Origin of the sequence: Clostridium sp. OS1-26 (genome assembly GCF_030915445.1) — a bacterium.
Classification (GTDB): domain Bacteria; phylum Bacillota; class Clostridia; order Clostridiales; family Clostridiaceae; genus Clostridium_AM.
In genome coordinates, this window is the sequence record NZ_CP133264.1 from 2142262 (window position 1) to 2159938 (window position 17677).

Consider the following 17677-nt stretch of genomic DNA (forward strand, 5'->3'; position numbering starts at 1 on the left):
ACTATTGGCTTTAAGTATAAGTCATAAAGTGACTTGTCCTTATAGCCAAGGTTACAAGGCAAGTCCACCCTGGTTTGTGTATGTGTTATTTTATAGGAATATAAATTTGTTTGTAAATAAAAATACTAATATGGTTTAATATGGTATAATTAAATGAGAAAAATTTTGTCGCTTTTAATATAATTTAAGAGAAGTAGATTATGTCTAAAATAGGAAGTTCAATACCTTATTTATTGTGATTCAAAAAGTGTCGTAATAGTAAGATAAAACGTGAAAACTGTATAATTTATAGTGACACATTTTTACTATAAAAAATTAGGAGGGTTAAATATGCAAAATTTGATATTAACATCTACTGGATTTGCTAATAAAAACATTAAAGAAAAGTTTTTAGAATTAGTAAATATGCCTAATGATAAAATTAGAGTTATTTTTATTCCAACTGCTGCAATAACAGAGGATGCAAAGGTGTGGATTCCAGTGTGTAAAAATGACCTTTTAGATACTGGTATTTTAGAAGATAACATAGTTACATATGATTTAGATAGAATTATGAGTTGTGATGAAATTTGTAATTTTAATGTGATATACGTTTGCGGTGGAACTACACAACATTTATTGAACAAAATGAACGAAACTAATTTTAATATTCCATTGAAAAAATTTTTACACAACGGTGGGGTATATGTAGGAGTAAGTGCAGGTAGTGTTGTTTTATCACAAAATTTACCTAACAATTTAGGTTATATCAATTGTACGCTCAATGTTCACGCAGAAGAAGGTATAGAATGTGGATATTTAAATACAAGTGATTGTCCTAATATTAAATTAACGGACAATCAAGCCATAATAATTACAGATAATGATATTGCTATAATTGAGTAAAAAATCAAAAATTCGTAATTTCCCTATTTTCTGTTAAAAGGGCAATTAATTAAGATATAGCTTGTTGTAGGTAGTGAAATTAAGAAGGCTTGGTGTAACTTATAATTGTACGTAAAATTGGACATATGTGATGTATGCTAATTAGACTAATAATCAGAAGTTAATACTTTAATGGTAGAGTGGTCAAATTGTAAATTAATTTAGGATGTTAATTCATAGGAGGGATTCATGGCTTGGAGCAAAATGAAGCAAAGTCTAGAGAGTTTTCTTTGCCCTGCATTATATGGCAGGGTAGAATATAGTGCTACTAGCTACCGATATTTATCTGATAAAGCGGGGCAATGCTATATTAAAGTAGATAAAAAGAACATATTCAATATGAGTGATACAAGCACCTTAATCAGATGGTATCAGACAGAGCAGGAAATAAAGAATGATTCGGATATTCAAATTCCTATCAATAGTGAGGAAATTGAAACGGTCAGAAGAGATACAAATGGGGCAGTCCCAGAGGATCGGTTAAAAGTAATTGCAAGAAATAGAAAAATATCAGAATATGCAAAGGAAATGCTATCCGCACAGTCAGCATTAAGCAAATCAAATTTTAATGTTGTAGCAAATAGATTTTTAACTATTTCTATAGAGGAAAGTCTAGAGAGTAATGATATATTATTGAATATTCTGGCCTTGGTGGACAGACGAGTGGGAAAAAAGCGACTTTTAAACATGGCCGAGAAAATGAAGTTGAAGCACCCAATTGTACAGTATTTTTATGAATTGCGGATTAGTACTCTTGATAGGGGGAACTGATTAGAGCATGGATACTGATTCCTGATCTATGTTCAGTAAAAGGTAGTATAAATTTAATTTATCAGCTTCCTATTATCTATATAATTGGACGTGCCGTGGTGGTACCAATTAAGCTAATAATGCGAAGGTAAGATGGAGATAGAAAAATAGCTAAATGTGAAAAAATTTTAGCATATGATATGGTGAAGCGTATCTATGGAGAGCCAAAATTAAAAGAAGTACTTGAAATATTAAGCATTGACATAGATACAAGCTATGATATACTCATATTTATTAATTCAGAAATTTTGGAGGTGGTAGGTATGTTTATAAATCTGAAATTTGGAAATAATTTTGATAGTGTTTATACCCATGCAGAATAGTAGAAATGCAACAAACTGCGTGGGATAAAAAGTTGCATTAGCTGCTGATTCTGCACTTTATTTAATTAATTAAGTAAAGGAGTATGAATATGAAATATATTAATGCAGCAGATGTGCTTCCAAAGGAATTATTGAAGGAAATTTTGAATTATGTAGATGGAGAACTATTATATATTCCTGCATTAGGTGAGAGGCAAAAATGGGGACAACTTAGTGGTTCAAGAGAATACTATAGAAAACGTAATAGCGAAATAATCAATCAATATAAAAGTGGAGCAACAATAAGCAATATTGCTAAGGTTTATTGTTTATCATATGATTCAGTAAGAAAAATAGTAAATAAATAAATTTAGAGATATTTTACCATTTTGGTAGGATATCTTTTTTAGATAGGAAAAAACAATTATAGCTATTCTTAAGGGCATGATTATAGCATTTTAAATTGTAAAATAAAAGCATAATCTTAAATAACTTTAAAACACTATTAAATGCTAAGATCAATATGTTTGTGATTGGAATGTAAAAATATATTCTGCTACCTTGAAGTATTGTGTAGTGGAGATTTGGAAAATAAGAAAAAGTTTTTAGAATAGTTAAAATTACATGAATTGAGGTGTGTTGATGTCGGTTATTAGATAAAATAATGCTTAGCTATTATATTGAAATTTATCTCTTACTGTACTTATGTACTGCATAGATAGATGAAACAGGAAAATAAGAATTTTTAGGAGGATTGAAATGAAAATTAAAATGGAATTAGAAACAGAACGTCTCCTATTGAGACCATGGAGAATTGAAGATGCACCTGCCCTATATAAGTATGCCAGCGATCCTAAAGTTGGTCCAATAGCTGGGTGGCCGGTTCATACCAGCATTGAGAATAGCAGAGAAACCATCAGGGAGGTGTTTTCTAACGAAGGGATCTACGCAATTGTTCCAAAAGGGCAGGAAGAACCTGTTGGATGTATCGGACTTTTAATAGGAGGAGCAAGCGATTTCGGCATCGGACCGGACGAAGGAGAAATCGCATATTGGATTGGTGTTCCTTACTGGGGGAAAGGGCTTATACCAGAGGCGATTAGAGAATTGATGCACTATTGTTTTGAAGACCTTGGGCTTAAGACACTTTGGTGCGGGTACTTTGAGGGAAATGAGAAATCGATTCGTGCTCAAGAGAAATGTGGATTTAAGTACCACCGTACCAATCATGAGAAGCCTTGGCCTTTGATGGGTGATGTAAGAACGGAAATTATTACCTGTATCACCAAGGCGCAATGGTTGAATAATATATCTCCTTGCGAATAGTTGCACAAATTCCAATTTATATAAAGAATATTATTTAACATAGTGTTATAGAAAGATTAATAGAAGCTTGAATTTAAAATAGTCTTAATTATATTGTATTAGGGAATTCTAAGCTCTCTTACTTAGGGGAAGGGTATCTATCTATCCTTAAAGGTTTCCTTGATAAAGTTATGTTGAAAAATTTTGCATATACAGAATCAAGTACAGGTTTAAAGGGGCAATTAACCAATATTAAATCTGCAAAAGTTAACGAATTCAGTATAAGAATAGTTTGATGCTTTATATAAATAAAGTATAAAAATATATTAAATATTCCAATTTACTTTTTTACTTTTGTATAAGCTAATACATATAATATGCACCTTTATATTCAAAATATAGATATATATAGCTTGAAAGAAAGTGGTGAAATTTTGAATAACAAAAATAAATATTATAGAAACGTAACAGCTGCTGCGGCATTGCTTCATGATTTGGGAAAATTTATTAGAAGAACAGTGTGGTGATTTTAAATTAACAACACTTTCTGTATAATAAATCTTGATTATACAGAAGGGGGAAACTAACTTGAAATACAACGAGGTTTGGATGATGTACATAGATATAAAACACATGAAATATTCAAGATGGATTAACACGGAGGAAATGTCCTTTTATGTTTTACGATATTGTGATGTAAGGTGAAATCATGGAATACTATACCAGATAATATAAAAGAGCTGGCAATATTGAACTATTGAAAAAAATAGGAGTTGTATGTCCCGAATTAAGTAAAATGCATAAGGTGGTAGCTGATAATATAATTTGCAAAGGCTATAACAAAAGGGAATGTAATAACTCTTATGAAGAGATTATTTATATAATATGTATTGCAGGAGGTGAGGAATATAAATGACATTTTTATGTGGGGACGAAATTTTGGTGCTGTAACTAATATGGTTAAAGCAGATGTGCATAAGCATTGGATGATGCAATTGTTTGTTGGTAATGGTGAGAATTTGGAGATTGATGTAAATGATCAAAAAATACATTGTCGCGCCATTGTTGTTAATATGAATGCAAAGCATATGTTTTATTCTGGAAACCTAATTCACTTTACGATGCTAATCAATCCAACTACTCAATTAGGAAGAACAATGCGAGAACATTATTTAAATGAAAAACCCTATTATATTTTATGCGAAGACATAGCAGTCGAATTGCAAAAGCAGCTTACAAGCGCTGTTAGTATGGGTGAAAACACCCACTATTCAGAGATTATAAGAAATGTTGTCTATTGTTTTAAAAATGATAACCTCAAAGGATATGATGAAAGAACTGAGATAATATTAAGAAAGATAGACACCTGCGCTTGCGAAGAGGAAAAGCATCAGGTGAAACAAATAGCAAAAGAAATGGCTATATCTGAAAGTAGACTATCTCATCTTTTCAAAGAAGAAACCGGCATTCCACTGAAAAGTTATATTGTTCTTCACAAGTTGCTAAGAGCGTATGAAGAGATACTTGGCGGAGAAAGTATTACAGCTGCAGCAATAGCGGCAGGATTTGATTCCGCTGCACATTTGGCATTTACTAGTAAAAAAGTGACTGGAATGTCAGCAAGGGGAATTATGAAGGAAAGCAGATTTTTGAAAGTAATTCTATAAATGAATTGCTATAATATGACTATACTAAAAAGCAGGAGGTCATATTATGAAAAAGTATTTACAGACAACACATATGTTGGATTATAATTGCAATGAGATACAGCAGTTGGTGGAGAACAGAAAGTGGAAAGAAAAAGATGAATTTCAAAAAGTTCTTGAAATATATAACTTTGTCAGAGATGAAATAAAATTCGGCTATAATATTGATGATACATTACCTGCGAGCAGGGTTCTAAAAGACGGCTATGGACAATGTAATACTAAAGGCACTTTGTTTATGGCTTTACTTCGAGCCGTTGATATACCATGTCGAATTCACGGCTTCACAATCAACAAAGAACTGCAGGAGGGAGCTATGACAGGCTTAATGTATAAGATTGCTCCACAAAATGTTGTGCATAGCTGGGTGGAAATTTTATTTGATGGAAATTGGTTCAATTTAGAGGGGTTCATTCTTGATGCTTCATATCTGAGTAAACTTCAAGATAAGTTTTCTGAATGTAAAGGAAGCTTTTGCGGATATGGTGTAGCAACTGATAATTTCAAAAATCCTCAAATTGATTGGAATAAAAATGATACATATATACAAAAAGAAGGCATCAATCTAGATTTTGGCGTATTTGATTCGCCGGATGAATTCTTTAGCAAGCACAGTCAGGAACTATCGTCGCTGAAAAAATGGTTTTATCAGCATATTGGGCGTAAACTTATGAATCAAAATGTATCAAAGATTAGAGAGGCAGCAAGATAATGAGAAAGCAGGAGACAGAAAACGTTTGTTTTGCTGTAAGGTTTTATATATATCAAGGAAATTAAGCAATGACAAAAGGGCAAAAGAAAACGGCAAATTAGTCCAATCATTACTAAAGGATAATCTGATTCAATCTTCAAAACGGCATTTAGGAGCTTTTTTAGAAAGATACCCTGCCGCCAAGGAACAACTTGTCTTGACGATATCTTTTTTGAACATTCAAGGCACGTTGGTAGTAAAAAAAGAGAAATTATTGAGCATTGCTTCAAAACTGTTTATTTAAAAATGCTATGAAATACTGAATCATAGAAAAATTTACATTTAATGGAGGTTAATACATATGGCGTTAGAAGTTAAGCTATATCCGTTGAAATATAACATGGTCGATAAGTGTGTTGATTTATTTATTAACACTTTCTCAAAAGAACCATGGAATGATGTATATGAGTCAAGAGAACAAGTTGTAAAGTTCTTTGAGAATTACATAAATAGCAATTATTTTATCGGTTACATTATAAAGATAGGAGATGAACTTGCTGGATTAAGCATAGGCGCAAAAACGCCGTGTTTAAGAGGAATGGAATATTTCATTGATCAATTTTGCATAAGTGAAAAATTCCAAGGACAAGGGGTAGGTAGTAAGTTTCTACAACTTATCGAATCAGACATTAAAAAGCAGAACATAAATACTATAATATTAACAACTACTAAGGGTTTTCCATCAGAAAAATTTTATATTAAAAATGGATTCAAAAAGTTTGATAGAACGATTTTTCTTGCCAAATAAGCCTCAACAAAGCAATTAAAAGTATATGCTATATTGACAAGGGATTGGTATGCACATGCTAAATATTTAAAAGATGAGCGTAAAATATTATTTAAAAATAAAGATATAGAAGCTAAAATGGATAAATTAGGAGAAGAAAACTTACAAAGTACATTTTATAATGTCATAGATTAGAATTTCAATTATTAATATACAGAAAAGTTAAATTAGTAATCTGGAAAGGTGATAAAGATGAAAGTATTGGTTAGTGCATGCATTACAGGATGTAACTGTAAATATAATGGTGGGAACAATTTAAATCCCAAAGTTGTAGAATTTCTAAAGGATAAAGAAATAATTGAAATTTGTCCTGAAATGTTAGTAGGAATGAGTATTCCAAGGGCCTCTGCTGAAATAGTAGATGGATGTGTTACTGAATGTAATGGTAGAAATGTTCATAGAGAATATGAAAAAGGTGTTGAATTAGCATTGGAGAAGATAAAAGATGAAAATATTGATTTAGCAATTCTACAGTCAAGAAGTCCTACTTGTGGAGTTAATAAAATATATGATGGAAGTTTTAATGGAAAATTAATTAAAGGCAATGGAATATTTGCTAAAGCATTGATTGAGAAGGGCTATAAAGTAATTGATTCAGAAGATGTTTGATAAATTCCAATTTGTAGAGTTGATATAACATAATTTTAGATTAAGTTATGTCGTATCTTTCTTAAAATCCGACATAACTTAATTATTTAGAATGCTGAATGACCTTGCTTATTAATTTCGACACTAATTAAACAGAGCCAAATAAAAAAAGACCTCACATATTCAAGGATTTAAAATCATGAATTGTGAGGTTTTTATAATACCATTCTAAATATGTATTTATATCATGTCTTGGATATATATTAGTGTTTCTTATTATGTTATTAACATTTTGTTTGCTATTTTCTAAGCAACATCTCAGCTAATTCTCAGCAAGTTATCATTTTTGTACTTTACAATATAAAGTACAAAAATGATAACTTTAAGGAGAATAATATGAGTGGAAAAATCGGAAATAAAGACTTGATAGTAAGTAACGAGTTTTATATATTAGGAACTACAAACATACTTAAAGCGTATGGAGAAAAAGCTGATATAGCGATAATTGAAGCTATGAAAAAGCTTTTGGATATTGATAATAAAATGTCTGTGTTTAAAGGTACAAGTGAGTTTTCTTTAATAAATAATCATGCTGGTGAATCGGCGGTGGCTGTAAGTGATGACACCTATTATGTAATAAAAAAATCTATGCAATATGCACAAATGTCAAATGGGGCTTTTAATCCTACAATTAGACCTGTTGTTGAGTTGTGGAATATAGGAAGAAATAACTCGCAAGTTCCAAAAGAAGAGAGCATTAAAGAAAAACTTCAACTTGTTAATTATAGAGATATCATTTTAAATGATGAAAAAAACTCAATAAAATTAGCACATAAACAACAACGCATTGATGGTGGAGCTATAGTTAAAGGCTTTGCAGCAGATAAGGTTAAAGAAATATTAATTAAAAATGGGGTTGAAAGCGCAATGATTGACCTCGGTGGGAACATATACGCAATGGGGGTTAACGCTGGTGCTGATATGCCTTGGAGGATTGGTATACAGAATCCACTAGGTATAAGAGATGAATTTGTTGGAGTTTTAAGTATTGTAGATAAGTCTATTGTTACTTCGGGGGATTATGAAAGATATTTTATTAAGGATAATAAAAAGTATCATCACATTATCGACCCTAGAACAGGCTACCCTTGTAACAATGGAGTAATAAGTGCAACTATTGTTTCAGACTCGTCTCTTGATGCAGATGCATTATGTACTTGTATTTATGTCATGGGAGTTGAAGAGGGAATGAAATTAGTGGATTCTATGGAAGGTGTAGATGCTATTATCATAACAGATGATAAAAAAATACACGTTAGTTCAGGTATTAAAGAAAACTTTATTCTAACAAACTTGGATTTTAAAATAGAAGATTAATAGTAGCAATTTAAAATGTTACTAAAGTAATTCCTGGAAGTGACTAAGGATTTTACTTATATTAACTAATAATTTGATAAAAAAGTATAACAAGAATTAACAATTTTTGTAGTAATCTAAGAAATACAGGAGGATAAGGATGGCTAATTTAAACAGAAAGATATCTAAAATTCAAATAATAAGAAGCGTTGTACAACTTTTAGGATTAATACTATTCCCAGGAACATTTATATTAGCATTTAGTGAAATAAGAGATATATATTTAGCAATATTATCAGGAAAACTTAACTTTTATCAAGTTATTCCTAAATCAGTAGAGTTAATTACCATAATCCCCATTACTATTATACTTGGAAGATTTTTTTGTGGGTGGTTATGTGCTTTTGGAACTTTTAATGATTTTATTTATATAATTTCAACTAAGGTATTTAAAATAAAGTTTAAAGTGAATGAAAAGTTGGATTCAATTTTAAAATCCTTGAAATATATTTTACTATTATTTATAATCTATTTTATTTGGACTAAAGGCAGTACCTTGTTTGAAACTTCTAGTCCATGGGATGCCTTTGCACAAATACCTAATTTTAGTGATGCAGTATCTCAATATACCATAGGCTTAATTTTTCTAGTATTTATACTAATAGGAGCAACTTTTATAGAGAGATTTTTCTGTAGATACCTATGTCCATTAGGAGCAGTTTTTGCAGTAACATCTAAAATTAGAATTTTTGATATTTTAAAGAAAAAGGATAAGTGCGGAAATTGCAGATTATGTACTAATAATTGTTCTATGGGTATACAAATGTATAAGCATGACAAGATAAAGAGTGGAGAATGTATAAATTGTTTTAAATGTATAGATGCATGTCCAAGAAAAAATACTAAAGCAGAAATATGTGGAGAACATGTTAGTCCAATGCTAGCAACCTGTGTTGCTATTGGAGGATTTACTGTATTGTATTCCGGAACTAATTTTGCAAGTAAGGACATACCTACTGCATCAATATCTAAGAATATACAACGTCAAACTGTGGATAATTTACAGACAAATAATAATGTAAGTAACTCAAGTGGCAATAGTGTAGCAGCTAAAAATAGTTCATCTACAAATAATCAACAGCAAAAATATAAGGACGGAGTTTATACCGGCATTGGTAGAGGATATAGACCTAATCTTGAAGTAGAAGTTACAATAAAAGATGGTAAAATAGCAGATATTCAAATAGCTTCAAATAATGAAACACCAAGATTTGCAGAGGAACCATTTTCTATAGTACCAAATGAAATAATTCAAGCTCAATCTACAAAGGTAGATGGGGTTTCTGGAGCTACTAGAAGTAGTAATGGAATTAAACAGGCAGTAGAGGATGCACTTAGCAAAGCTAGGATGTAGTAAATAGAGAAAGCATGTGATACAAGGATGTTAAAGTCCTTGTATCACATGCTTTTTATTTTTCAATAAAGAGTACCACTGTTATGAAAATATTTATAAATTGTTTGGTAAAATTTTAGTAAAAATTAGTTGAATGTTTAGTAAAAAGATGATAAACTGAAGTTGAATATGGAAAAATTTTGATTTTTAATATTTAATTTTAGAATTATAAAGTTATGCATATTAAATCAGCGTGTATAGGGCAAGTTTTCAGTTATATATTTCTATGAAAATTGGGGGATGTGTATAATGAAGGACAAATTAATAATTGATTTTGGAAAAATTTTTGGCAATAGGTCAGGAACGGCAGTATATTTTGCACCGGGAAGAGTAAATCTTATAGGAGAACATACTGATTACAATGGTGGGCATGTTTTCCCATGTGCATTAACTATTGGCACTTATGCTGTTGCAAGGAAGAGGGAAGATAAACTAATTCGTGTATATTCAAAAAACTTTGATGATATAGGCATAATAGAGTTTAACGTAGATGAACTAACAAACATAGGAGAACATAATTGGGCGAACTATTCTAAAGGAGTAGTTTGGGCATTTAGTCAAAAAGGTTTTTGTATAGACAAAGGTTTTGAAATATTATTTTATGGCAATATTCCAAATGGGGCTGGATTATCATCTTCAGCTTCTATAGAATTAGTTACTTCAGTAATAATTAAGGATTTATACAAGTTTGATTTAGATATGATTGAAATGGTTAAATTAAGTAAGCTTGCTGAGAATAAATTTATTGGAGTAAACTGTGGAATAATGGATCAATTTGCTATAGGCATGGGTAAAGAAGATTGTGCAATTTTACTAGATACTAACAATTTAAATTATACTTATGCTGGAATTCATTTAAAGGATGCATCTATAGTTATAGCTAATACCAATAAAATTCGAGGTCTTGCTGATTCAAAATACAATGAAAGAAGAAGTCAGTGTGAAGAGGCTTTAAAGGACTTGCAGCAGAAATTGGAAATAAATTCATTAGGAGAGTTAACAGAAGAAGAATTTGATAAACATAAGCATTTAATAAAGAATAGTATAAATATAAAACGTGCAAAACATGCAGTATGTGAGAACCAAAGGACTATAAAAGCTGTTAAGGCTTTGCAGGAAGAGGACATAGAAACCTTCGGTGTATTAATGAATGACTCGCATGTTTCCTTAAGAGATGATTATGAGGTTACAGGTGTAGAGTTAGATACATTAGTAGAGATTGCTTGGAATCAAAGGGGAGTTGTAGGTTCACGTATGACAGGTGCTGGTTTTGGAGGATGTACAGTTAGCATAGTTAAAAATGACTATATAGATGATTTTATTAAAAATGTTGGAGAAGCTTATGCTGAAAAAATAGGTTATGAAGCAAGCTTCTATGTTGTAAACATTGGAGATGGAGCAAGAAAATTAAATTAAAGAAGAGAGGTTGAATTAAAATGAGTGTTTTAGTTTGTGGAGGAGCAGGTTATATAGGATCACATTGTGTTTATGAATTAATTTCTAGGGGCGAAGAGGTTGTTTTAGTTGATAACTTACAAACGGGCCACAAGAAGGCAATTCATCCAGAAGCAAAGTTTTATGAAGGAGATATAAGAGATTTTGATTTTTTAAATAATGTATTTAAGGAGAACCAAATAGATGCAGTAATACACTTTGCTGCTAATTCACTAGTGGGTGAGAGTATGCAACTGCCACTTAAATATTACAGCAATAATGTTCATGGTACTCAAATACTTTTGGAAGCTATGGTGGCAAATGACGTTAAGAAAATAGTTTTTTCATCAACAGCAGCTGTATATGGAGAACCAGAAAGTATTCCAATATTAGAAACAGATAGAACTAACCCTACAAATACCTACGGAGAAACAAAGCTTGCTATGGAGAAAATGATGAAATGGACAGATATTGCCCATGGAATAAAATATATATCTCTTCGTTATTTTAATGTAGCAGGTGCCCATGAAAATGGACTAATTGGAGAAGATCATAATCCTGAGACACATATAATGCCGCTTATTTTACAAGTTCCATTAGGAAAACGTGAAAAAATAATGGTATATGGTGATAACTATCCAACAAAGGATGGCACATGCATAAGGGATTATATACATGTAATGGACTTAATAGATGCGCACGTATTGGCACTTGAAAAGCTAAGAGAGGGATATAACAGCGATGTATTTAACTTAGGAAGTGGCAGCGGTTTTACTGTTAAAGAAATGATTGATGCAGCAAGAAAGGTAACTGGACATGAAATCCCAGCTGAGATTGCAGAAAGACGTGCAGGTGACCCGGCAGTATTAATAGCATCCAGCGAAAAGGCTAGAAAGATTCTTGGGTGGGTGCCTAGATTTACAGATGTTGAGGAAATAATCAAATCAGCATGGAATTTCCATAGTACTCATAAGAATGGCTTTGAAGAATAAAGGAGAGCAAGAACAGGGAAGAGGGGATTGTTCATGGATATAAACATTTCTTATGAAATAGAGAGATTACTCCAATATGGTTTATATAAAAATTTAATTAATGAAGAAGATATGATTTATACAAGAAATAGAATATTAGAAGTTTTGGGGATTGATGATGTAGAGAAGGTACAAGTAAAAGAACAAATCCACGAATCCCCTGCCCCAATACTTAATAATATATTGAGCTGGTGCTTTGAAAAAGGTATTCTAGAGAGTGATGGAGTAGTTTATGAAGATTTGCTAGATACAAAGATTATGGGGTGCTTAATTCCGAGACCCTCTGAGGTCATAGATATCTTTAACAGACTATATTGCGAAGACAAAAAGAAAGCCACAGATTACTACTATAATTTAAGTAAAAACTCTAATTATATTAGGACTGACAGGGTAAAAAAAGATTTAAAATGGAAAACAACAACTGAATATGGAGATTTAGATATAACTATTAATTTATCAAAACCTGAGAATGACCCTAAAGCTATTGCAGCTGCAAGAAATATGGTTTCCAGTTCATACCCCAAATGTTTATTGTGCAAGGAAAATGAGGGGTATGCAGGAAGAGTAAATCATCCTGCAAGACAAAATCATAGGATAATTCCTATAACTTTAAATAATGAAAAATGGTTCCTCCAGTACTCTCCTTATCTATACTATAATGAACACTGTATAATACTTAAAGACAACCATCATCCTATGAAAATTTCAAAAGAAACCTTTATAAGACTATTGGACTTTGTAGAAAGATTTCCTCACTACTTTATTGGGTCAAATGCGGACTTGCCAATAGTAGGAGGATCAATCTTATCTCATGATCATTTTCAGGGAGGTAACTATGAATTTGCTATGGCAAAAGCACAAGTTGATAAAGAATTTAGTATAGAAAAATTTAAAGACATAAAGGTTGGAAAGGTTAAATGGCCTATGTCAGTTATTAGACTGGAGGCACAAGATAAAGAACAGGTAATCGAAGCGGCATATCATATATATAAAAAGTGGACAGATTATTCAGATGAGACAGTTGAAATATTGTCTAATACAGAGGGAATACCACATAACACAGTGACTCCTATTGCAAGAATAAAGGATGGAAGTTTTCAATTAGATTTAGTATTAAGGAACAATAGAGTATCAGAAGAGTATCCTGAAGGAATTTTCCATCCTCATAAGGAATTACATCACATAAAGAAAGAAAACATAGGTCTTATAGAGGTTATGGGATTGGCAATCTTACCAGCTAGGTTAAAGTCTGAGCTTAAAGAGTTATCAAATTATCTAGTAAAGAAAAATGAGCTTGAACAAATCAGTGGCAAAGAAGAATTGTTAAAGCATAAAGAATGGTGTAAGGAGCTAATTAGTAAATACGGTAGTATAAATGATGAACAGGCTGAGAAAATACTTCAAAGAGAAGTAGGTCTTAAATTTTTAAAGGTACTTGAACATGCTGGGGTTTTTAAAAGAACAGAACAAGGGCAAAAGGCATTTGATAAATTTATTAACCTGTTATAATTAATTTGTCTAATTTTTAAACTTGATAAGAAAGTAGGTCATGTAAATGGCAACCATAAGGGATATTGCAGCAAAAGCAGGAGTTTCTATAGCTACTGTCTCAAGAGTTTTAAATTTCGATGAAACTATAAATGTTTCAGATAGTACAAAAAAGAAAATTTTTGAGATTGCTGAGCAATTAGACTATGTAACACTTCGTGAAAGAAAAAGTAAAAAACAAGATTTTTTAAATATTGGAATTGTATATTGGTACTCAGATAAAGAGGAATTAGAAGACCCTTATTATCTATCTATAAGAATGGGAATAGAAAAGCGTTGCATAGATGAACATATCTATTTTACAAGAGTTAACAAAGGTGATAAATATGATAAGCTGGAGAACTTAGATGGCATAATTGCTATAGGAAAATTTGCAAGCTGCGATATAGAAGAATTTAATGTATCAACTAAAAATATAGTTTTTGTAGATTCATCTCCTAATGAGGATTTATACGATTCTGTAGTTATAGACTTTCGAAAAGCTGTAACAAGTGCGTTAGATTATTTGGCTTCTCTCGGACATAAAGAGATTTTCTATATAGGTGGAGAAGAATATATAAATGATGGCAGGGATAAGGTAAAAGATTACAGGGAAGAAACTTATATAGATTATATGAAAAATATCGGTAACTATAACAGCAGCAATATGTTATTAGGAAACTATACTCCTGCTGATGGGTATAGACTAATGAAAGAGGCACTATCAAAAAGGAATCCATCAAAGGCCTTTTTCATAGCAAGTGATTCTATGGCTATAGGTGCATATAAGGCAGTAATTGAGTCTGGGCTTAGCATTCCTAATGATATAAGTATTATTGGATTTAATGATATATCTACAGCTAAGTATATGATACCTGCATTAAGTACTGTTAAGGTTTATACAGACTTCATGGGGGAAACAGCAGTTGATTTGATATTGGAAAGATTAAAAAGTGAAAGAGTAATTAGTAAAAAGGTAGTAATACCTACAAAGCTTATAATACGAGAAAGTTGCTAGTGTGTGGTATAACAATTAATATAAAATGAAATTTTTTATTAAGAATATATACATATGGACTGGGGGAATTATATTATGGCAATTACAAGGAGGCTTTTCGGTAATTTAGCAGATGGAACTGAAATACACATTTTTACTTTATCTAACAGTAAGGGAACAGAAGTCAAAATAATAAATTATGGTGGAATAGTGGTTTCCATTGTTGTTCCTGATAGAAATGGTAGGTTTGATGATGTTGTGCTAGGCTATGATAAGTTAGAGGGCTATTTAAGGAATAGAGCATATTTCGGTGCAATTATAGGACGTCATGCCAACAGAATCGAAAATGCAGGTTTTGAAATTAATGGTGTAGCTTATAGTGTAACAAAAAATGAAGGAGAAAACCAGCTGCATGGTGGACTTATAGGCTTTGATAAAGTTTTATGGCAGACAGAGATAATAACAAAAGAACAGAATGAATCTCTTGAACTTTCTTATACTAGCAAGGATGGCGAGGAAGGCTATCCAGGAAATCTTGATGTTAAGGTTACATATACATTAACTAATGATAATGCCCTTAAAATTGATTATTATGGAATTTCGGATAAGGATACGATAGCAAATCTGACAAACCATTCATATTTCAATCTGTCCGGTCACAAAGCTGGAAATATTCTAAAACATGAAGTAATGATTAATTCAGATAAATTTACAGCTAATGATAGGCATAGTATTCCTACAGGAGAAATAAGAGATGTTAAGGACACTCCTATGGACTTTACAAAGCTAACTACAGTAGAAGCAGGGATATTTGTTGATTATGAACAGTTAGTATTTGGTAATGGTTATGATCATAACTGGGTATTAAACTCAACTGGAGAAAAGGCAGCAGAAGTGTTTGATCCAGCTAGTGGAAGAGTGATGGAGGTTTACACAACTAAGCCAGGTGTACAGTTTTATACTGGAAACTATATTGATGAATCTGAATATTGCAAAGAGGGTGCTAAATACGCTAAAAATAGCGCACTATGTCTTGAGACGCAATATTTTCCTAATGCTTTAAAACACAAACATTTTCCTTCACCAATACTAAAAGCTGGAGAACAATATAATCATAGAACTATTTATAAATTTTCTATAAGATAGTGTAAAATAATAAAGCTAACATAGGAGGCATTTGAAGATCTTCATGCCACCTATGTTATAATTAAAGGCAAATATATATTTATAATAGTTCCAATATCTATTTTACTATCAGTGAATATCAACTTTTATAATTTTCTTCTTCTAATCCATACGACAACTCCTGTTATCAAAATTACTGCAGGAATAACAAGTACTACAAAAGCTGAAGTTGTTAGTCTACTTAATCCGCTTACTTGTAGTGTATAGTTATCTAAATTTTTTGGTCTAACGGATATACTATCTTTTTTACCTTGAGCCCAGCTAACTGAATTCATAAAGAAGTCTAAATTAGCATTATTACTTAAAGATATTACTTGAGAACTGGTGAAAGTTGAATTAGAAACTACAACTATTCTTGTATCGCTAACTTTAGGATCATTGGATTTATCCGTTACTGCTACAGCTATATTAAAGGGTCCATTCAAATCACCAGTTTGTTTTTCTAGAGTGTCAGTTTTTAAATTAGTTTTTCCCCAAGAATCATTAGAAGTTGTTAACAATGGTTCAATTGTTAAGGAACTTCTTTTATTTTGTGATATTCTTATGCTTTGAGCACCAGGGATAAGTACACGTAAATTATTATTAATTAATGAATTTAAAATATCATGATTCTTTTGATTAGGTAACAGAGATATAGGGTTTTGAGAAACATAAGCACTATTACCCTCAACTGTAATGGCTCTTTGTAAAGATAAACCATAGTTGTTTAACACTGATTGAAAGTTTGGTAAATCATTTTCTGTCAAATCCATTAAAAATAGTGCTTTACCACCTTTTGAAAGATAGTTTTTTATAGTATCTGCCTCTGGTTGAGATAAATCTCTTTGTGGAGAGCTTACAAGTAAAATGGAATCCTCTTTCAAACTAGCATCTTTTAGTGATAAGTTAATAGGTGCTACAGTGTAATTTTCTAAAGACAACTGATTTGCTACTTGTGGAGAAATTTCACTTTCTCCTTGTCCTTGTAAAGTATATATAGTAGTGCTCTTATCAGAAGTTACATATACTATACCAGAGGTTATATTTTGTTCTACTGCAAGAGATTGAGCAGATGGAGCAGAAGGATTACTGTAGTCGGCATTTATAAAAGAATTTTGATCTAGAACTTTGAATTTAGAACCATTTTCTACTACTATAGAACCAACATCTACTTTACTGTTATCCTTGTTAAATTTCTGAGCTAGTTGAGGATATTTTGCTGGATCCTTATATTCAACCTTAATATGCTTTGAACGTGCTGCATATTGGTCCAAAACGGTCTTTATGGTATAGTTTTCTTGTCCAGACTGATAAAATCCATATATTGTTACATCTTGTTTTAAGTTATCTAAAACTTTATAGGTTTGATCGGATAAGGTGAATATTTTATTTTTAGTTAGGTCCTTATTCCAATTCAATTTTCCGATACCTAAATTTAGTGCTATCAAAATGGCTAAAGATAATGCTATTGTTATTGTAGCTAATCCACCTTTTTTTAATTTCTTTTCATTAAAAAAGCTTTTTATATCTATATTTTTCATT

20 protein-coding genes are annotated in these 17677 nt (G+C 31.4%); 19 read left to right on the forward strand and 1 reads right to left on the reverse strand.

Features of this window, described 5'->3' with window-relative positions; genetic code table 11:
- Positions 1 to 330 precede the first annotated feature (330 nt).
- From RCG18_RS10520 to RCG18_RS10610, 19 genes are all read left to right on the forward strand, one after another.
- Positions 331 to 885 carry a Type 1 glutamine amidotransferase-like domain-containing protein gene (locus RCG18_RS10520; RefSeq protein WP_308041245.1) on the forward strand — a complete coding sequence of 185 codons (555 nt, stop codon included), beginning with the start codon at positions 331 to 333 and terminating at the stop codon, positions 883 to 885.
- Positions 886 to 1113: 228 nt separating this feature from the next.
- On the forward strand, positions 1114 to 1695 hold the full coding sequence (locus tag RCG18_RS10525) for a hypothetical protein (protein WP_308041246.1): 582 nt from the start codon (positions 1114 to 1116) through the stop codon (positions 1693 to 1695).
- Between the two features lie 179 nt (positions 1696 to 1874).
- Positions 1875 to 2057 carry a hypothetical protein gene (locus RCG18_RS10530; protein ID WP_308041247.1) on the forward strand — a complete coding sequence of 61 codons (183 nt, stop codon included), beginning with the start codon at positions 1875 to 1877 and terminating at the stop codon, positions 2055 to 2057.
- 89 nt (positions 2058 to 2146) lie between these two features.
- Entirely contained in the window at positions 2147 to 2404 is a 258-nt protein-coding gene (locus RCG18_RS10535) for a CD3324 family protein (protein WP_308041248.1), read from the forward strand.
- 391 nt (positions 2405 to 2795) lie between these two features.
- Positions 2796 to 3362 carry a GNAT family N-acetyltransferase gene (locus RCG18_RS10540; RefSeq protein ID WP_308041249.1) on the forward strand — a complete coding sequence of 189 codons (567 nt, stop codon included), beginning with the start codon at positions 2796 to 2798 and terminating at the stop codon, positions 3360 to 3362.
- 736 nt (positions 3363 to 4098) lie between these two features.
- A complete protein-coding gene (locus RCG18_RS10545; protein WP_308041250.1) occupies positions 4099 to 4257 on the forward strand; it encodes a hypothetical protein in 159 nt (52 codons plus the stop codon).
- Between the two features lie 7 nt (positions 4258 to 4264).
- Positions 4265 to 5008 carry a helix-turn-helix domain-containing protein gene (locus RCG18_RS10550; RefSeq protein ID WP_308041251.1) on the forward strand — a complete coding sequence of 248 codons (744 nt, stop codon included), beginning with the start codon at positions 4265 to 4267 and terminating at the stop codon, positions 5006 to 5008.
- A 46-nt stretch (positions 5009 to 5054) separates the two neighbouring features.
- Positions 5055 to 5759: a transglutaminase-like domain-containing protein gene (locus RCG18_RS10555; protein WP_308041252.1), complete on the forward strand. Its 705-nt coding sequence runs from the start codon at positions 5055 to 5057 to the stop codon at positions 5757 to 5759.
- Entirely contained in the window at positions 5728 to 6042 is a 315-nt protein-coding gene (locus RCG18_RS10560; RefSeq protein ID WP_308041253.1) for a hypothetical protein, read from the forward strand. Before RCG18_RS10555 ends, RCG18_RS10560 begins: the two co-directional genes overlap by 32 nt.
- 57 nt (positions 6043 to 6099) lie before the next feature.
- Positions 6100 to 6546: a GNAT family N-acetyltransferase gene (locus RCG18_RS10565; RefSeq protein ID WP_308041254.1), complete on the forward strand. Its 447-nt coding sequence runs from the start codon at positions 6100 to 6102 to the stop codon at positions 6544 to 6546.
- 33 nt (positions 6547 to 6579) lie between these two features.
- Complete coding sequence (locus tag RCG18_RS10570) at positions 6580 to 6720, forward strand: hypothetical protein (protein WP_308041255.1); 141 nt, start codon at positions 6580 to 6582, stop codon at positions 6718 to 6720.
- A gap of 57 nt (positions 6721 to 6777) precedes the next feature.
- Positions 6778 to 7194 (forward strand): DUF523 domain-containing protein, encoded by a 417-nt coding sequence (locus tag RCG18_RS10575; RefSeq protein WP_308041256.1) that lies wholly within the window; start codon positions 6778 to 6780, stop codon positions 7192 to 7194.
- A 375-nt stretch (positions 7195 to 7569) separates the two neighbouring features.
- On the forward strand, positions 7570 to 8550 hold the full coding sequence (locus tag RCG18_RS10580) for an FAD:protein FMN transferase (RefSeq protein ID WP_308041257.1): 981 nt from the start codon (positions 7570 to 7572) through the stop codon (positions 8548 to 8550).
- 139 nt (positions 8551 to 8689) lie between these two features.
- Positions 8690 to 9943 (forward strand): FMN-binding protein, encoded by a 1254-nt coding sequence (locus RCG18_RS10585; protein ID WP_308041258.1) that lies wholly within the window; start codon positions 8690 to 8692, stop codon positions 9941 to 9943.
- A gap of 288 nt (positions 9944 to 10231) precedes the next feature.
- Positions 10232 to 11398 carry a galactokinase gene (locus RCG18_RS10590; protein WP_308041259.1) on the forward strand — a complete coding sequence of 389 codons (1167 nt, stop codon included), beginning with the start codon at positions 10232 to 10234 and terminating at the stop codon, positions 11396 to 11398.
- 20 nt (positions 11399 to 11418) lie between these two features.
- The gene (gene galE, locus RCG18_RS10595; RefSeq protein WP_308041260.1) at positions 11419 to 12408 is read left to right on the forward strand and encodes a UDP-glucose 4-epimerase GalE; all 990 of its coding nucleotides are present in this window, start codon (positions 11419 to 11421) and stop codon (positions 12406 to 12408) included.
- A 33-nt stretch (positions 12409 to 12441) separates the two neighbouring features.
- Positions 12442 to 13956 carry a UDP-glucose--hexose-1-phosphate uridylyltransferase gene (gene galT, locus RCG18_RS10600; protein ID WP_308041261.1) on the forward strand — a complete coding sequence of 505 codons (1515 nt, stop codon included), beginning with the start codon at positions 12442 to 12444 and terminating at the stop codon, positions 13954 to 13956.
- 46 nt (positions 13957 to 14002) lie between these two features.
- Positions 14003 to 14992, forward strand: coding sequence for a LacI family DNA-binding transcriptional regulator (locus tag RCG18_RS10605; RefSeq protein WP_308041262.1), 990 nt, complete (start codon positions 14003 to 14005; stop codon positions 14990 to 14992).
- A 75-nt stretch (positions 14993 to 15067) separates the two neighbouring features.
- Positions 15068 to 16117, forward strand: coding sequence for an aldose epimerase family protein (locus RCG18_RS10610; protein ID WP_308041263.1), 1050 nt, complete (start codon positions 15068 to 15070; stop codon positions 16115 to 16117).
- A gap of 125 nt (positions 16118 to 16242) precedes the next feature.
- Here RCG18_RS10610 and RCG18_RS10615 read toward each other — a convergent pair whose 3' ends face one another.
- Positions 16243 to 17676: a GldG family protein gene (locus RCG18_RS10615; RefSeq protein WP_308041264.1), complete on the reverse strand. Its 1434-nt coding sequence runs from the start codon at positions 17674 to 17676 to the stop codon at positions 16243 to 16245.
- Between the last annotated feature and the right edge of the window lies 1 nt (position 17677).

What these genes read in the sequence shown, in the direction of transcription:
- RCG18_RS10535 (WP_308041248.1), top strand. Translation starts at nt 2,147, where the DNA reads ATGAAATATATTAATGCAGCAGATGTGCTTCCAAAGGAATTATTGAAG.
- galE (WP_308041260.1), top strand. Translation starts at nt 11,419, where the DNA reads ATGAGTGTTTTAGTTTGTGGAGGAGCAGGTTATATAGGATCACATTGT.
- RCG18_RS10590 (WP_308041259.1), top strand. Translation starts at nt 10,232, where the DNA reads ATGAAGGACAAATTAATAATTGATTTTGGAAAAATTTTTGGCAATAGG.
- RCG18_RS10550 (WP_308041251.1), top strand. Translation starts at nt 4,265, where the DNA reads ATGTGGGGACGAAATTTTGGTGCTGTAACTAATATGGTTAAAGCAGAT.
- RCG18_RS10525 (WP_308041246.1), top strand. Translation starts at nt 1,114, where the DNA reads ATGGCTTGGAGCAAAATGAAGCAAAGTCTAGAGAGTTTTCTTTGCCCT.
- RCG18_RS10585 (WP_308041258.1), top strand. Translation starts at nt 8,690, where the DNA reads ATGGCTAATTTAAACAGAAAGATATCTAAAATTCAAATAATAAGAAGC.
- RCG18_RS10615 (WP_308041264.1), bottom strand. Translation starts at nt 17,676, where the DNA reads ATGAAAAATATAGATATAAAAAGCTTTTTTAATGAAAAGAAATTAAAA.
- RCG18_RS10605 (WP_308041262.1), top strand. Translation starts at nt 14,003, where the DNA reads ATGGCAACCATAAGGGATATTGCAGCAAAAGCAGGAGTTTCTATAGCT.
- RCG18_RS10555 (WP_308041252.1), top strand. Translation starts at nt 5,055, where the DNA reads ATGAAAAAGTATTTACAGACAACACATATGTTGGATTATAATTGCAAT.
- RCG18_RS10520 (WP_308041245.1), top strand. Translation starts at nt 331, where the DNA reads ATGCAAAATTTGATATTAACATCTACTGGATTTGCTAATAAAAACATT.
- RCG18_RS10540 (WP_308041249.1), top strand. Translation starts at nt 2,796, where the DNA reads ATGAAAATTAAAATGGAATTAGAAACAGAACGTCTCCTATTGAGACCA.
- galT (WP_308041261.1), top strand. Translation starts at nt 12,442, where the DNA reads ATGGATATAAACATTTCTTATGAAATAGAGAGATTACTCCAATATGGT.
- RCG18_RS10610 (WP_308041263.1), top strand. Translation starts at nt 15,068, where the DNA reads ATGGCAATTACAAGGAGGCTTTTCGGTAATTTAGCAGATGGAACTGAA.
- RCG18_RS10565 (WP_308041254.1), top strand. Translation starts at nt 6,100, where the DNA reads ATGGCGTTAGAAGTTAAGCTATATCCGTTGAAATATAACATGGTCGAT.
- RCG18_RS10575 (WP_308041256.1), top strand. Translation starts at nt 6,778, where the DNA reads ATGAAAGTATTGGTTAGTGCATGCATTACAGGATGTAACTGTAAATAT.
- RCG18_RS10530 (WP_308041247.1), top strand. Translation starts at nt 1,875, where the DNA reads ATGGTGAAGCGTATCTATGGAGAGCCAAAATTAAAAGAAGTACTTGAA.
- RCG18_RS10560 (WP_308041253.1), top strand. Translation starts at nt 5,728, where the DNA reads ATGTATCAAAGATTAGAGAGGCAGCAAGATAATGAGAAAGCAGGAGAC.
- RCG18_RS10580 (WP_308041257.1), top strand. Translation starts at nt 7,570, where the DNA reads ATGAGTGGAAAAATCGGAAATAAAGACTTGATAGTAAGTAACGAGTTT.